11 protein-coding genes are annotated in these 15,425 nt (G+C 69.5%); 7 read left to right on the top strand and 4 right to left on the bottom strand.

The genetic code is table 11. The features are described from left to right. The first annotated feature begins 165 nt into the window (after positions 1-165). Positions 166-1,590 carry a polysaccharide biosynthesis tyrosine autokinase gene (locus J7E87_RS24655; RefSeq protein WP_374195222.1) on the top strand — a complete coding sequence of 475 codons (1,425 nt, stop codon included), beginning with the start codon at positions 166-168 and terminating at the stop codon, positions 1,588-1,590. 209 nt (positions 1,591-1,799) lie between these two features. Beyond that, positions 1,800-2,642 carry a glutaminyl-peptide cyclotransferase gene (locus J7E87_RS24650; protein WP_215096703.1) on the top strand — a complete coding sequence of 281 codons (843 nt, stop codon included), beginning with the start codon at positions 1,800-1,802 and terminating at the stop codon, positions 2,640-2,642. 130 nt (positions 2,643-2,772) lie between these two features. On the opposite strand, the gene J7E87_RS24645 is transcribed toward J7E87_RS24650, so the two are convergent. Continuing rightward, a complete protein-coding gene (locus J7E87_RS24645) occupies positions 2,773-3,864 on the bottom strand; it encodes a sugar ABC transporter substrate-binding protein (protein WP_215096702.1) in 1,092 nt (363 codons plus the stop codon). 361 nt (positions 3,865-4,225) lie between these two features. Between J7E87_RS24645 and pstS the strand changes: the two genes are divergently transcribed. Continuing rightward, positions 4,226-5,344, top strand: a complete 1,119-nt coding sequence (gene pstS / locus J7E87_RS24640) for a phosphate ABC transporter substrate-binding protein PstS (protein WP_308313063.1) — start codon at positions 4,226-4,228, stop codon at positions 5,342-5,344. A 139-nt stretch (positions 5,345-5,483) separates the two neighbouring features. On the opposite strand, the gene J7E87_RS24635 is transcribed toward pstS, so the two are convergent. Then, entirely contained in the window at positions 5,484-5,858 is a 375-nt protein-coding gene (locus J7E87_RS24635) for a helix-turn-helix transcriptional regulator (RefSeq protein ID WP_215096701.1), read from the bottom strand. A gap of 247 nt (positions 5,859-6,105) precedes the next feature. On the opposite strand from J7E87_RS24635, the gene J7E87_RS24630 reads away from it, so the two are divergent. From J7E87_RS24630 to J7E87_RS24620, 3 genes are all read left to right on the top strand, one after another. Then, positions 6,106-6,891, top strand: coding sequence for a DUF72 domain-containing protein (locus J7E87_RS24630; protein WP_215096700.1), 786 nt, complete (start codon positions 6,106-6,108; stop codon positions 6,889-6,891). 287 nt (positions 6,892-7,178) lie between these two features. Further along, positions 7,179-7,499: a GYD domain-containing protein gene (locus J7E87_RS24625; RefSeq protein ID WP_215096699.1), complete on the top strand. Its 321-nt coding sequence runs from the start codon at positions 7,179-7,181 to the stop codon at positions 7,497-7,499. Between the two features lie 497 nt (positions 7,500-7,996). Continuing rightward, a complete protein-coding gene (locus J7E87_RS24620) occupies positions 7,997-9,916 on the top strand; it encodes a protein-arginine deiminase domain-containing protein (RefSeq protein WP_251017951.1) in 1,920 nt (639 codons plus the stop codon). 87 nt (positions 9,917-10,003) lie between these two features. On the opposite strand, the gene J7E87_RS24615 is transcribed toward J7E87_RS24620, so the two are convergent. Both J7E87_RS24615 and J7E87_RS24610 read right to left on the bottom strand, forming a co-directional pair. Then, positions 10,004-12,439 carry a SpoIIE family protein phosphatase gene (locus J7E87_RS24615; RefSeq protein WP_308313062.1) on the bottom strand — a complete coding sequence of 812 codons (2,436 nt, stop codon included), beginning with the start codon at positions 12,437-12,439 and terminating at the stop codon, positions 10,004-10,006. A gap of 259 nt (positions 12,440-12,698) precedes the next feature. Beyond that, the gene (locus J7E87_RS24610) at positions 12,699-13,742 is read right to left on the bottom strand and encodes a M28 family peptidase (RefSeq protein ID WP_308313061.1); all 1,044 of its coding nucleotides are present in this window, start codon (positions 13,740-13,742) and stop codon (positions 12,699-12,701) included. Positions 13,743-13,967: 225 nt separating this feature from the next. On the opposite strand from J7E87_RS24610, the gene J7E87_RS24605 reads away from it, so the two are divergent. Further along, the gene (locus J7E87_RS24605; RefSeq protein WP_215096696.1) at positions 13,968-15,377 is read left to right on the top strand and encodes a chloride channel protein; all 1,410 of its coding nucleotides are present in this window, start codon (positions 13,968-13,970) and stop codon (positions 15,375-15,377) included. Positions 15,378-15,425: the final 48 nt, after the last annotated feature.

Here is a 15,425-nt window from a genome sequence, read left to right as displayed (position 1 = left end):
TGCACTCCGTTGGGGTACGAAATGGTGCACATGCATGCCACGTGCCGTAAATCCCTCAGTGTGGTCCTAGGGTGACGGTTCACTCACTCGCTCCGATCGGGGATGACCTTGGATTTGCGCGACTACCTTCGAGTCCTATCCCGCCGATGGCGCGTCATCGCCGTTGTGGCTCTGCTGGGGACGGCGGCAGGCATCCTGGCAAGTGCCGTCGCCACTCCTGAGTACCGCGCAACGACAACCCTGTTCGCTTCCCTCCAGGGTGGTGCCGACACGTCCCAGCTCAATCAGGGGAACGCGTTCACCCAGGCGAGAGTCCAGTCCTACGCCGACGTGGCGGCCAGCCCGCAGGTGACCAAGCCGGTCGTGAAAGCCCTCCGGCTCGATATGACGCCGACCCAACTGGCTTCGCGGATCTCGGCCGAGGCGCCGCTCAACACGGTGCTGGTCCGTCTGACCGTCACCGACATCCGTGCGGGACGAGCCGCCCGTATCAGCAACGCTGTTGCTGCTCGCTTCGCCCAGGTGATCAGGGAGCTGGAACGTCCGGAGAAAAGCAAGTCCCCGTCCCCGGTGCGACTCACCATCACCCAGCCTGCCACGGTGCCGGACGCGCCTTCATCCCCGAACACCATTCTCAATGTCGCGCTCGGTCTGACAGCGGGCCTGGTTCTCGGGCTGGGGCTGGGTGTCGCGCTGGAGACGGTGGACACCTCGATGCGTGATTCCAAAGCCCTCGACGAGTGCCTGGCAGGAGCGGGCGGGCCTCCGGTGCTGTCCAGCATCGTTCAGGACCCGCGAGCCGTACGCCAGCCGGTCTCCCTGCGCGACGACGTGCACGGTCCTCGCGCGGAAGGGTTCCGGAAGCTTCGGGTGAACCTGCAGTTCGCGGAGGTGGACCAGCGGCCGAAGGTGATCGCGGTCACCAGCCCGCTGCCTCGTGAGGGCAAGAGCAGCGTGTCGGTCAACCTGGCCGCCACACTGGCCGAAGAGGGGGCAAGGGTATGCCTGATCGACTGCGACCTGCGCCGCCCTTCGATTGCGGCAGCCCTCGGTCTGGTCAGGAACGCGGGGCTCACCACAGCTCTGGTGGGCCAGGCCGAGCTGCATGAGGTCCTGCAGTCGGCCGGGTCCTTTTCCGTACTCACCAGTGGGGTGATTCCGCCCAACCCGACCCAGCTCCTCGGAAGCAGCCAATTCGGCTCTTTGCTGCGGACTCTTGCCGAGCAGTTCGACCATGTCGTGGTGGACACCGCTCCGGTGCTTCCCTTTGCCGACACCGCAGCGATGGCGCCCTCTGTCGACGGCTATCTGCTCGTGGCGCGCGCCGGGCGGACTAGCCGGAGCCAGATCGTCGACGCCTTGCGCATCCTCGAACGCGTCAATGTCCCTGTGCTGGGGGCCGTCCTGAACGGCGCTCCGGCACGAGGGGAGGGCGAAGCGTACAGCTATGCGTACAAGTACCGGCCGAAGCAGAGCGCGAAAGCCCGGTTCACCGCGCTGGTGTCGTCGCGCTCGGCGGCAGTGGTCCCCAGCCCGGGGTCGGCCGCCAACGGCCACGGGGTGCCGGTTCCGGTCAAGACACGGCCGTAGAACCAGCTGGACCTTCCTCTCCCCCGACTCTGTCGTGCCCCGGCGCCGCCGGGGCACGACAGAGTCGGGGTCCAGGATGTGGCGCGCGCGACGGACACCCGCCCGGACGAGGCTCCCCCCGTGGACAACTACGCCTGGGGAAGAAGCGTCTGTGCGCTGCCGGGCGGGGCAACGTTGCTCTTGTCGGCCCCTGTGGCAGTGTCAGGATCATGCGTTTTGCGCTGGTGATCCCTGTCGCGGCCGTGGCCCTGGCCGGCGGGATGCTCGTACTTTCCTGTGATTCGGTGGGCGGAGCCGGGGACCACGGCCCCGGCACGCATAAGCGGCCCGCGGCAGGGGTCGAGGCCGAGGTCGAGGTCGAGCAACTGCGGGCCGAGGTCGTCGAGATCCTGCCCCATGACCCGACGGCTTTCACCCAGGGCCTGGAACTGTCCGGCGGCACGCTGTACGAGAGCACAGGCGTGGTCGGACAGTCGTCGGTTCGGGCGGGGCCGCTCGGCAAGCCACCGGAGGTCCGCGCCGATTTGCCCCAGCCGCTGTTCGGCGAGGGAATCACCGTCATGGGGCCCACTCTGTGGCAGCTCACGTGGAAGAACGGCATCGCGATCGAGCGGGACACAAGGACGTTGGCCGAGTTGCGCCAGGTCCCTTATGAGGACGAAGGCTGGGGAGTGTGCCACCAGCCCCTTCGCGACCGGCTGGTGACGACCGACGGCTCCTCCCGGCTCATCTTCCGGGACCCCAGGACACTCGCGAAGACAGGGGATGTTGCCGTCACCGCACATGGGCAGCCCGTGGGGCGGCTGAATGAACTGGAATGCGTAGGCGACATCGTGTACGCCAACGTCTGGCCCGCCGACCGGATTGTGCGCATCGACGCGAACACCGGCACTGTGACCGGCGACATCGAGGCTCCGGCCCTGCTCAGCGCGGCCGAGAAGCAGCGGGCGCAGGTGATGAACGGTATTGCGGCCGTTCCGGGGACCGATCAGTTCCTGCTCACCGGCAAGTGGTGGCCCAAGATGTTCCGGGTCACCTTCGTTCCCAGGTGACTCTGCAGCAGGCCATCTGCCGGAGGGGAACGCATCAAGCCCCCCGCCCAGGGACGCTGGGCAGGGGGCACCCGACGCCCCAAGGTTTCCGTTCGTGGCGGCGCGCGCTCCGCGGGGGGGCCGGCGGGACCTACTTCAGGCCGAGGTTCTCGCAGGCGGCCTTGTACTTCGGGGTGCAGATCTCGGCGACCGTGTACACGCCGTCCGCGATGACCGTCTCCTTGATGTTGTCCTCGGTCAGCGAGATGACCGGGACCAGCACCGAGGGGATGCCCTTGTTGGTCGGACTGTCGACGTCCGCCTGAGCCATGGAGTTGAGCGACATGCCCCTGGCGAGCAGGATCGCCATCTCGGCCGCTGCGTTGGCCTCCGGGGCGTACGGCTTGTAGACGCTCATGAACTGCTCACCGGCGACGATCCGCTGCACGGCGGCGAGTTCGGCGTCCTGGCCGGTGACCGGCGGGAGGGGGGAGACGCCGCCGGCCTTCAGGGCGGCGATGATGCCGCCCGCCATACCGTCGTTGGCGGAGTAGACGCCGATGATCTTGTCCTTGCCGAGGGCCGAGATCGCGGCCTCCATGTTGGCGTTGGCGTTCTCCGGCTTCCACTCCTTGGTGTCGTACTCCTTGCCGATGTTCACCTTGCCGTTGAGCTCGTTGTGCGCGCCCTTCTTGAACTGCGCGGCGTTCGGGTCGGTGATCGCGCCGTTCATCATCACGATCTCGCCCGACTTGGCATTGGAGCCGAGCGCCTGCAACAGCGCCTTGCCCTGGACATGGCCGACCTCTTCGTTGTCGAACGAGGTGTAGGCGTCGATCGGGCCCTCGGCGAGACGGTCGAAGGCGACGACCGGGATGCCCGCGTCCTTGGCCTTCTTGACCGATTCGGCTATGGCCTTGGAGTCGACCGCGTCCACGATCAGGACGTCGGCCTTGTTCGTGATCATGGTTTCTACCTGCTGCGTCTGCAGAGTGGCGTCCTGGTTCGCATTGGCATAGAGGACTTTACCCTTGCCGTTGGTCAACTGTCTGATCTTGTCCTCGATGACCGGTTTGTCGAACTTCTCGTAGCGAGCAGCCTGGTTCTCCGGAAGGAGCAGACCGACAGTGATGTCGTCGCCCGCCCTCACACCCGAGTCCTGAGTGCTGATACAGGAGGTGAGCGAGACGGCCATCGCGGAAGCAGCGAGGGCAACGGCGGCGCGAGGCAGATATGCGTTCATCGGTGGAAATCAACCTCCCTGACTGGCCACGTAGTTGTGGCCGAGGTGGCTGGAAGTCAACTCTGCCCCGACAAAAGCGTCAAGAAGTACAATATTAACGAGATGGCAACAGTCTTGTTCATTATTTAAATGAAGCCAGGCACTGGCCGACGGAGCGCGTTCCGGCATCCGTCGGTGGCGTACGTCAAGACCGTCGAGCGCGCCCGGTAACCGCATGTACGACGGTATGACGGCTGATGTTCGCACCGATGTCGCCTATGAGCGCGAAACATCGCCGAATATCTATATTCCGGGCGACAGGCGACGCTCACCGGGCGCCCCCTGCCGATTCGCCTCATTCGTGGTGTCTTAGGAGAGCAAAGTGCAGCGTCGACCCACGAAGGGACGGATCGCACTCGCCGCGGCGGCCGCGTTGACGAGCATGCTGCTGACCGCCTGCGACACGGACAGCTCCCCCGCCGGTGAGGCCTCGGCCGCCGACCCGGCCGCGGCCAAGATCGAGTGCGCCACGCAGGGTCAGCTGCCCGGCTCGGGGTCGACGGCTCAGCAGAACGCCATGGAGTACTGGATCAAGCAGTACCAACGCGCGTGCACAGGCGTGCAGATCAGGTACAACCCCCTGGGCTCGGGCGCCGGCGTGGCCCAGTTCCTCCGGGGGGCGACCGGCTTCGGCGGCTCTGACGGCGCCCTGAAACCCGAAGAGGTCCAGTGGTCGAAGGACGTCTGCGCGGGCGGCCGGGCCATTGACCTTCCGATGGTCGGCGGCCCCATCGCGATCGGCTTCAACCTTCAGGGCGTGGACGATCTGGTGCTCGACGCCCCGACCCTGGCGAAGATCTTCGACTCGCGGATCACCTCCTGGAACCACCCCGACATCCGGCGGCTGAACCCGGGCGCGAAACTGCCGTCGGTGCCCGTTCATCCCGTGCACCGGTCCGACGACTCCGGCACCACCCAGAACCTCAATGCCTACCTGGCCGGCGCCGCAGGCGGTTCCTGGCCACACCCCGTGAAGAAGTCCTGGGAGGGCAAGGGCGGTGAAGCCGCGAGCGGGTCCATCGGTGTCGCGTCGCAGGTGCAGTCGCTCGACGGCTCGATCGGCTACTTCGAGCTGTCCTTCGCCGCCGCGGGCAAGATCAGCACAGTCAAGATCGACACTGGAGCCTCCCGGCCCGTCGCCCCCACACCGAGGACCGCCTCCGCGGGCATGGCCGAAGCCGAAATCGCCGGCACGGGCAAGGACCTGACCTTGGAGTTCGACTACGCAACCTCCGCCGAAGGTGCGTATCCGATCGTTCAGGTCACCTACGAGATCGTGTGCGACACGGGAAACCGGGCCGAAACCCTCCCCGCCCTGAAGTCCTTCCTGGCCTATACCGCCGGTGAAGAAGGACAAAAGGCCCTCCCGGGAATCCACTACGCCCCGCTGCCGGACTCGGTCGCCGGCCAGGTGCGTCAGGTCGTTCAGACGCTGTCCTGATCGCGTCGCCTGCCCGCGAGCCGGGCGGCTGACGCCGACGAGGGTGGCGGCGGGGCCGGTCCGGGCGCCGTGGCCGAGCAGGTCTCGGGCGCGGCTTGCGCCGTATCCGTACGGCTCGTCAAGACGGCCGCGCCGCCCGTCAGATCAGTGCGCCGACGGGTGAGCGCAGGATGTCCCGCACCGCTCGCATCCCGTCGCGGTCGACCGAGTACCAGACCCAGGTGCCACGCTTCTCACGCGCGAGCAGTCCCGCGGTGGCCATGGTCTTCAGATGGTGACTGACGGTGGGCTGCCGCAGCCCGAGCTTCTCGGTCAGATTGCAGACGCATGCCTCGCCGCCGGGCGCGGTCTGGATCAGATACAGCAGCTGCAACCGGGTTGGGTCGGCAACCGCCTTCAGCACGCGGGCGATGCGCTCGACCCGGTCCCGCTCCGCCAGGGGGGCGGTCAGGGAAGGCGCACACCCTCCGATGGGCTCCTCGCCCGATTCCGGGCCCGATACAGCGACGGCCATCTATGCAGCATACGAAGCGGGTTCGCCCGAGCGACCGAGCGACGGGCACCTGCGCCACCTGTTCGCCCGGAGTTCACCGCTGACCGTCCGGAACAGGATCACGGTGGCCGCGGTGACCCGCGAGTTCCCGCCCGGTGTCGTGCCGGGCGGGGTGGCGGACGCCGGGCGGCCTCGACTGGTCCACACCAGTTAGAGATATGCCTGAAATGGGGCGATATTTTCTGGTTCCCTGGGCAGGGATCGGACCATGCCCATGCTCGTCGGAACCTCGGGATGGCAGTACAAGGACTGGCGCGACGTTCTCTATCCGCCCAGGCTCCCGCAGCGGCTGTGGCTGGAGGAGTACGCCCGGCGCTTCGCCACCGTGGAGAACAACAACGCCTTCTACCGGCTTCCCACCAGGGAGATCTTCGCCTCCTGGCGGGAGCAGACGCCGGAGGGGTTCGTCATGGCGGTCAAAGCCAGCCGCTATCTGACCCATATGAAGCGGCTGCGCGCGCCCGAGGAGCCCGTGCTTCGGCTGATGGATCGCGCCGAGGGCCTGGGCAGCCGGCTGGGGCCCGTACTGCTGCAACTGCCTCCCCACTTCCGGGAGGACATCGAGGCTCTGGACGCCTGCCTCAGGTGCTTCCCCGGCACGGTTCGGGTGGCCGTCGAATTCCGCCACACGTCGTGGTGGGAGGCGGAGCGCGAGCTCCGGGCGCTGCTGGAACGGCACGGCAGCGCCCTGTGCTGGGCGGACCGGGGGTCTCGCCCGGTGACGCCGCTGTGGCGCACCGCGTCGTGGGGGTACATGCGATTCCACGGCGGCATCTCGCAGCCACCGCCGCGCTACGGCCGGCAAGCGCTGAAGTCCTGGGCCCGGCGTATCGCCGACGCCTGGCCCGACGAGAACGATGTGTTTGTGTACTTCAACAACGACCTGGGCGGTGCGGCCCTGCTGGACGCCGCGAAGTTCGCCAGGGCAGGCTCCGCGTTGGGCCGGACAGTGAGCCGTACGCCTCCGGCCCTGGTGGCGCGGTCCACGTCCTGAGCGAGCCACAGCAGTGGGCAAGGCGCGCCCTGCCGCCGGGATGCAGTCGCGCTGACGCGGGGCGACGATGGTTGTACAGCCACACCGCGCGAATCCCCCGCGCATTACGCAGCGCCGGCACCCAGCAATGGAACGCTCGTGAGGGTATTGCCCGGCGATCGCTGAGCCCTTCTTCCAGGAGCTCGGTGCCAAGGTCACCTTCATGCCGGTGATGAGCTTCGACGACATCCAGGCCGGTCTCCAGGCATACGGCTCCGGCTGACCGATCACGGGAAAGGCGCAGACCGATGTCGAAATACCTCTTCAGGGTCAAGTTGACGGTGGACGGACTGAAAGGCCTGCTCAAGGAAGGCGGGACTGCCCGCCGTGAGGTCGTCGAGCGCATGGTCCAGAGCCTGGGGGGTCAGCTCGAATCAATGCACTGGGCCTTCGGCGACGAGGACGTTTACGTCACGGTGGACCTGCCGGGCAACGCCTCCGCCGCGGCCATGGGTCTGGTTACGTCCGCGGCGGGTGGCGTTCGCACGAGCACGGTCGTGCTGCTGACGCCCGAGGAAATCGACGAAGCAGTCCAGAAGAAGGTGGACTACCGCGCACCCGGCGCCTGACGAGCCACCCTTCGCGTAAGCGGCGCGGGACCTTGCCCGGTCCCGCTGCCGAGGTTCGTGGCGCCCGCAGACTGAACCGTCGTCTGCCGGGCGCCGCTTGCGTATCCGGCCGCCCCTGAGTCGTACGCGTACGCACTCGCTGTCCGGCGTCACCGTCTCGGCCAGGCGGCCCTCCGCGCGCTGCGGGGTGCGCGTAACGCGGCCCATGCGCTCGGCATCGAACCGGCCTGCGCCCTGCCCGCGAGTCGAATGCACCCCCGAATCGCCGCCTGCCGCTACCCGCGCAGCCGCCGCGCGTACGGCGTCGCCGTCCGCCGAGTCCTTTCAGCAATACCCCAATGCCCCTGATTCTTCGTCATGCCCTGGGCTGACACCGCCTCCTCCACCAGTTGCACCCCCGCATGCCTCCGGGATGATCCCGGCCCCAGAAGGCAACGCACCACGCACCCATGTCCTCTTCCGGCTCGGTAGCACCGATCCTCAGGAAGGGACGCATCTTGGGTACGAGCCATGCGAGACACGCGGCACTGGCCATTACCGTCACTGTGATCGGGGCCGTACTGGCTCCCGTGTCACCGGCGTTCGCCGCGCAGCCGCCCCAGGTCGACCTCCGGGCGGACGTGAACCGGGACGGGCGGGTGGACGTCGGCGGTACGACGGACACCAGCGGTGAGGACACCTGGTCCCCCGCGAGGGGAGCGGTGTTCCTCCCCAACATCGACGACGACACCAAGCGGTGCGCGGTCAAAGGCCCGGGCGGCAAGCCACTCCCGGACGCCAAGCTCGCCGCCTGCAACGACGCGGCCGACACCACGGTGAACGGCTCCGCCGACGCGGCCGACCTGGCTCGGGTGCGTTCCCTGCCGATGGCGAACCTGCCCGCCACGGCGACGGGCGCCCTGACCGTCGTGGCCGGCGCCAAGAACACCCGGATCTACGTCAAACGCTCCACCGGCTGGGCCTGGGTCACAGCCAAGACCCGCCTGTCCGCCGCCGAACTCCGCGCGGGTGTGGAGTTCGGGGTCGAGAGCACTGACGTGATTCGCGACAACGCCCGCTGGGGCGGTCGCTCCGTGATCCGGCTGACCGTCACCTCCGGCGGGAAGAGCACCTCCGACGAGGTCACCCTGCGGGTCGCTCCGCTGCTCACGCACCATCACCTGCAGAACGCGCAGCAGTTGCTCGTCACCCAGGTGCCCGGGAAGGACGAGTACGCGCGCCGGCAACAGGCGTTCGTCAAGGGCCTCGCTGCAGAGGTCAAGTCGGCGGGCATCAACAAGCCGTTGGCGACCTTCGACAAGTACGGGGACGTCTGGGCGCAGGACTTCGTCGAGCCCGGCTACGTGAGCATGACCGGCCCCGGTGGGGGCCGGCAGGTGATACGCGTGATGCTGCGCTCCGCGCAGGCGGACCGTGAGGCCGGCCGGGAGCTGTTCGAGAAGCTGCGCGGCAACGGCGTGGGCGTGGTACAGGTGTCCGGGGTCCGCGACTCGGAGGAGTGGACCCTCAACTCGATGGGGAATCTGGAGACCATCCCGCCGTACGCCCACGGCGACCGTTCCTTCCCCGCCGGGCGCATCATCATGGGCGAGCGCAAGGACAACGGCTCCAAGCCCGCGCAGGTGATGCGGACACTGCTGAAGTCCCAGGGCTTCCAGGACCCGCTGTTCCTGGACACCTCATGGCTGCATGTGGGTCACGTCGACGAGTTCGTCCAGTTCCTCCCCGCGGACACCCCGCGCGGCTGGAAGATCGGGATCGCCGATCCCGAGGCGGGGCTGCGGCTGCTGCGCGAGGCGCAGCAGGCCGGCCAGGGCAGGACGCGGATGTTCTCCGTGCCGGGAAGCAAGGACCTGCCCGCCCCCAAGGAGACCATCGACCAGGCGCTCGCCTCGAAGTGGCTGGTGGCCGACAACACCATGGCCGCGAAGCGGATCGCGGCGAATCTGGACGTGCTCAAGCGCGAGACGGGTGTGACCGACGCCGAGGTGGTGCGGGTGCCCGCGCTGTACACACGGGGTACGGGGGACGAGGAGCGGGGCGACCGCATGCCGCGGCTTTCGCGGATGGGCGCCGGCGAGATACCGGACGCGGTCCGCGAGCACGGTCAGCAGAAGGAGCTCGCAAGGCAGGGCGACCGCGCTGCGCCCCCGGGAACCGTCATGACCAGCGCCTACGTTCCGGGTGCCGTCAACGGGATCCTGCTCGGCCGGGACCGCTATCTGGCCCCGCGGCAATGGGGTCCGGTCGTCGGCGGCAAGGACATATTCACCTCCGCCGTGACCGACTCGTACACCCGGGCCGGCATGAAGGTGTCGTACATCGACGACTGGCACACGTATCACGTCGGCATGGGCGAGGTGCACTGCGGCACGAACACTCTGCGCGATGCCTCCGCCGCGTGGTGGAAGCCGTAGCGAGCCGTGGTTCGCGGCGGGTGACCGCCGGGTGCGCACGCCTGTCACGGCGGGCGTGCGCACCACCGGCCCGTCGGGTTCCGCCCGTCAGGGCTCGCGCCGTGGCAGGAGGGTCTCGGCCCACACCTGCTTGCCGCTGCTGAGCGGCACTGAGCCGTACGACGCCGACACCGCCTGGACCAGCAGGATCCCCCGCCCACCGGTCGCCTCCCAATCCACGTTCCCCGGCTTGACGGGCGCGCGCGGCGACGCGTCGCTCACCGCCACCCGTAGTCGCTCCCCGGACAGCATGAGGTCGAGGCCCACCTGGCCCTGGGTGTGCACCAGGGCATTGGTGACCAGCTCGGAGACGATCAGCAGGATTGTGTCGGACTGCTCCGTCACCCGTTCGTCCGTCGCGCGCCAGGAGCGCAGGGTGCGGGCGGTGAAGCGGCGCGCGTGCGCGACCGCGTCGGGCAGCCTCCACACCGTCCAGCGCGCCCGGAGCGGCCGCACTCCTATCCCGTCGTAGCGCAGGAGCAGCAGCGCCACGTCGTCGTCGCGCCGGTTGACGCCGCCGAGCAGCTCGTCGGCCATCCGCCCGGCGTCGGACGGGTCGGCTCTGGACAACGCGTCGCACACACGGCGCATGCCGTCCTCCAGGTGCAGGCTCGAGGATTCGACCAGGCCGTCCGTCAGCAGGGCGAGAACCGTGCCGGGCGTCAGCGCGAGCGCAGTCATCGGGAACTCGGCCTCCGCGAGCACGCCCAGCGGAGGCCCGCCCTCGACCTCCACCTCCTCGGTGACGCCCTCCGGGGGACGCAGCAACGGCGGCAGATGCCCGGCCCGGACGCACAAGGCGTTGCCCTCCTCCAAGTCGATGGCGACATAGCAGCAGGTGGCGAAGAGATCGGTCTCCATGCCGACGAGCAGGTGATTGGCGCGGGAGACGACCACGTCGGGCGGATGGCCCTCCACGGCGTAGGCCCTGATCGCCGTACGCATCTGGCCCATGATCGTCGCGGCGCCGGCGTTGTGCCCCTGCACGTCACCGACGACCAGCGCCACATGGTTCTCGGAGAGCGGGATGACGTCGTACCAGTCGCCGCCCACCTCGAGTCCCACCGTCGCGGGCAGATAGCGGGCGACGGCCACCGCGCCGGGCAGCCGCGGAAGCTTGCGCGGCAGCAGGCTGCGCTGAAGCGTCGTGGCGAGTTCATGTTCGGCGTCGAACGCACGGGCGCGCACCAGTGCCTGCCCCACCATGCCCGCGGTCGCGGTGAGCAGGGACCGCTCCTCGGGGCCGAACTCGTGCGGCTCGTCCCATCCGACCAGGCACCCGCCGACCACCCGGCCTTCGGCCGGGATCGGCAGGACGGCGAGGCCGCCGGGGCCGATGCCTTCGAGGCCCGGTTCGAGTGCGGAGCCCGCCGGCCACAGGCTCGCCCGGCCCTCGCGCAGCGCGGCCTCCAGTGTGGGCAGGGCGCCGGCGGGCGCATCGGGCCACTCGGACCGCCATTCGGCACGCCACAGCTCCGGCCAGGCGTCGGGTTCCGGCGGGTCGAGGACCTTGACCACCAGCCGGTCCCCCTCGAGTTCGGCGAGAGCCACCCGATCTGCTCCCAGCGGGTCGCGCAGGGCAGCGACCACCGCCCTGCTGACGTCCCGGACGGTCATCGCACCGGCCAGAGCGACGGACAGTCGCTGCACCCTGGAGACCTCGTCCGCGGTGGGCCGCAGATGCGAGGCGTCGGCGACCACGCCGAGCACCCGCTCCGGCCTGCCCACGCCGTCCGCGAGCACCCTGCACCGCAGGCGCAGCCAGCGCAGCTCGCCGCCCGGGCGGCGGACGCGGAATTCGAGGTCCCGGCCGCCGGATGTCATATGGCCCGGGTCGACGATGGACATGAGCGCGGGCAGGTCGTCGGGAACGGTGTGCGCCAGCAGGGTCTCCACGCGTCCGTCGAATTCGCCCCTGGGGATGTCGACGAGGTCGAGCACGCGGTCGTCCGCTTCGATGTGCCCGGTGCTCAGGACCAGGGTGAACGAGCCGACGCGCAGCCGGTCCAGGGCAGGGCCCAGTACCGGCCGGGGCCCCGTACGGCCGATGGCGTGATTGTTCGGCTCGCCGGTCGCTTCGAGCCATGCGGTGACCTGGTCCGCGTAGAGCTCCAGAAAGTTGCGCCGTTCGGCGTCGAAGCCGCCGCCGACGTCGTCCACGACGACCAGGCAGCCCAGCGGAGTGCCGTTGGCTCCGAGCGGCAGTGCGCCCAGCGAGATGTTGGCGGGTAGCGTCAGCCCAGGGCTCTCGCCGGGGCGCTCGCCGTACGCGGCGAGCCCTTCCGCGTTCAGCCACAGAGGGCGGCCGGTGCGGAAGGCTTCCACGACTGGCGCACGACCGGACAAGGGATAGCGCGGCGACAGCCCGTACATGGCACCGGAGTCTCCGGCCGATTCCGCGAGACTCAGACAGTCGTCCCGATTTCCCAGCACGTAGACAGCGGCCAGCACCGCCCCGCCGAATACCCGGATCCGCTCTCTCACGGCTCGCAGCGCCCCCGTCGCCGGGAGTGGACACGGTCGGCTGGGGTCACCGGGTGCAACCGTGGCTCGATAACGCCACGCCTCATATTCCCTCGCCTCCGACCAGTCTTCGCCGGCCGAGTCGCCTTCCGGGGCGGCCCGCCCGCCTCGTCATGCGTATGGGACCAGTCACGTCCAGCGTAGGGAAGGCGGGGGACACGTGCGGGCTTCTACCGGGGTTCCGCTGATCTCGGCCGCCCGAGACGGGTGGAGACCGGGATCAACCGGTCACACCGACAGGCCAGAACGTGACGGTGGCGGCGGTCGCGACGGCGAGGGCCGCCAGACGCCGGTAGTCGATGGTGTCAGGAGTGTCGGTCGGCCGGTGGTAGTTGCGGTTCCGGAAATTCGCCGTGCCGGTGAGCATCAGGGCCGGAATCCCCGCGTTCCAGAAGGCGGCGTGGTCACTTCGGTCGAGATGGCTCACCGGCGGCACCGCGAGGCCGATGAGCGCGCCCAGCGGACCGTCGGGTCGCGGGTCGCGCAGGGTGATGACAGCCAGCGGGGGCTCGGCGGCGCTCGCTGCCCGGCGCCACAGCCGGGCCGCCGTCTGCGTCGAGCGCCGGTGGACAACAAGGGTGAAGTCGCCCCGCTGCCCGGCTGAGCGGACCGCGGCGGCCGCGCGAGGGAAGACCGCGCCGAACCCGGTGGGCAGCAGTTGGGTTCCGGGCTCGTTCGCGAAGAAGCCGACCGACTCGAGGCAGATCATGCCCGCGACCTGCCGGGTGCGGCCCGGCCGCCGGGCGGCGAAGCGCGAACCGATCAACCCCAGCTCCTCCATGTCGAAAAACATGAGGGTGACCGCGGGCGGTTCCGGCAGGCCGCCGACCAGACGCGCGATCTCCAGCAGCGCGGCGACGCCGGAGGCGTTGTCATCGGCGCCGGGGCAGCCGGCGACGGTGTCCAGGTGCGCTCCGACGACCACGGTTCGGCGGTCGTCGCCTCCCGGCAGCCCCGCCACGAGGTTGGCGCCGGTCAGCCGCCGGTGGAGGCGGGGTGTGAGCGCGCGCGGCTGATCGCGGTGGCGGTCGGTGGAGCCGAGTCGCCACCGTACGTCGAAGGGCTGCCGCTCGGTCCGCCAGCCCGCGGCAGCCAGTTCACTTCTCACATGAGCCTCGGCGCGCAGCATGGCCTCGGGAGCGCGGGTCCTGCTGCGCGGGCGGTCGGCGAGGTACTCCACGTCCTGCCGCAGGCGCAACGGGTCGGCCCTTCGGGTCAGTTCGCGTACGAGCGCGGGCAGGTCGGGGGCGAGGTCCAATGGCACGCGATCACCGCCTTCGCCTCCGCCTTCGTCGGTGCACAGCCTCGTCGGCGCACACCTTCGTCGGCGCACAGCGGCCGACATTCATTGGCGGTGTTGTGTTCCACGTCCGATGGTGTTCCTGCCGAGGCGTCCGCGCCATGCCGGGGCTCGGCTCACCGGGTGGCCGCCGCGCGGGCCGCGGCCACGGACCGCCGCGCCGGCGGACGATCCACCTAGTCTGCCGCCATGGCAGACGTGGACGCGTCCGGCGCGCACCAGTCCGGTACCGGCGGCGCGCAAGGGCTGGGCGCCGTGCTGCGCAGCCGCGCATACGTACGCCTTCTCCTGCTCTCCGCTCTCCTCGGCGTACCGGTGTCCCTGGCCTCCTTCGCCTTCATCAGCCTGGAGCACGAACTCCAGCACGCCGTCTGGGAGTCACTGCCCGACGCGTTGGGCATGAAGGCCGCGCCGTGGTGGTGGCCGCTGCTCACACTGACGCTCGCCGGACTGCTGCTCGCCCCGATCGTCACGCGGATGGCGGGCAAGGGCGGGCACATTCCCGTCCAGGGTCTGGGCGGGCCGCCCATCGGCCCCAAAGCGGTGCCGGGCGTCGTCCTGGCCGCCCTCGTCTGCCTGCCGCTCGGCGTCGTACTGGGCCCCGAAGCCCCTCTCATGGGCCTCGGCAGCGGATTGGCGCTGCTCGCGCTGCAGTACGGCAGCCGATACGGCAAGCGGCACGGCGAGCAGGGGAACGACCCCCAGCACGCCGTGGTCCTGGGGGCCGCGGGATCGACAGCCGCGATCTCGACCATCTTCGGCAGCCCGATCGTCGCCGTCGTGATGACCCTCGAAGCCGCGGGCATCGGCGGACCGTCGCTCGTCGCGCTGCTGCTGCCCTGTCTGCTGGCCAGCGGCATCGGAGCGCTGGTCTTCACGGGGTTCGGGAACTTCACGGGCCTGGAGATCGGCGCCCTGTCGCTGCCTTCGGTGCCGACCGCCATGGCCCCGGACACCGGGGACTTCCTGTGGGGGATTCCGCTGGCTGTACTCATCGCGGTCGTCGTCTTCTGCGCGCACACCCTGGGGCGGTACGTGGTGGCCTGGACCGCTCGGCGGACAGCGCTGCGAACGGTGGCCTGCGCCATCGCGGCGGGTGTCTGCATCACGGCGTACGCCCTGGTCACCGGTCGTACGCCGGAAGAGGCGGCCCTGTCGGGCCAGGCCACGCTCGCTTCCCTGGCCGGCCAGCCGCACGCCTGGCCGGTTGCCGTACTGGCCGCGCTGGTCCTGTTCAAGGGTGTGGCCTGGGGCATCTGCCTGGGCAGTCTGCGCGGTGGCCCGATCTTCCCCGGAATGCTGATCGGCGCGGCGCTCGGCATCGCCTTCGGCGGGCTGCCCGGATTCGGCATGGCCGCGGGACTGGCCGTCGGTCTCGCCGCCTCCTGCAGCGCGAACACCCGGCTGCCGGTGACCAGTACGGTGCTGGCCACACTGCTGCTCGGCAAGGACGCCAGGGACGCGGTTCCCCTGATGATCATCGCCTCCGTCGTCGCCCTGGTGACCACTGAGCTGCTGCGAGCCCGGTTCGCTTCCCCGTCGGCCGCGTCCACCTCGTCGACCTCGTCCACCTCGTCCACGAGGGCTTCCGCCGCGTAACAATGGTTGGTGAAGGGCACGCCTGCCGTTGCCGAGAGGCGGGATATT

It is taken from the genome of Streptomyces sp. ISL-1 (assembly GCF_018614585.1).
GTDB lineage: Bacteria > Actinomycetota > Actinomycetes > Streptomycetales > Streptomycetaceae > Streptomyces > Streptomyces maoxianensis.
Note: the sequence above shows the minus strand (reverse complement) of the source record. Positions and strands in the feature narration are given on the sequence as shown.

Bases quoted from the DNA above. Each gene is read 5' to 3' on its own strand.
- J7E87_RS24650 (WP_215096703.1), top strand. From the start codon at position 1,800: ATGCGTTTTGCGCTGGTGATCCCTGTCGCGGCCGTGGCCCTGGCCGGC.
- J7E87_RS24645 (WP_215096702.1), bottom strand. From the start codon at position 3,864: ATGAACGCATATCTGCCTCGCGCCGCCGTTGCCCTCGCTGCTTCCGCG.
- J7E87_RS24635 (WP_215096701.1), bottom strand. From the start codon at position 5,858: ATGGCCGTCGCTGTATCGGGCCCGGAATCGGGCGAGGAGCCCATCGGA.
- J7E87_RS24630 (WP_215096700.1), top strand. From the start codon at position 6,106: ATGCCCATGCTCGTCGGAACCTCGGGATGGCAGTACAAGGACTGGCGC.
- J7E87_RS24625 (WP_215096699.1), top strand. From the start codon at position 7,179: ATGTCGAAATACCTCTTCAGGGTCAAGTTGACGGTGGACGGACTGAAA.
- J7E87_RS24605 (WP_215096696.1), top strand. From the start codon at position 13,968: ATGGCAGACGTGGACGCGTCCGGCGCGCACCAGTCCGGTACCGGCGGC.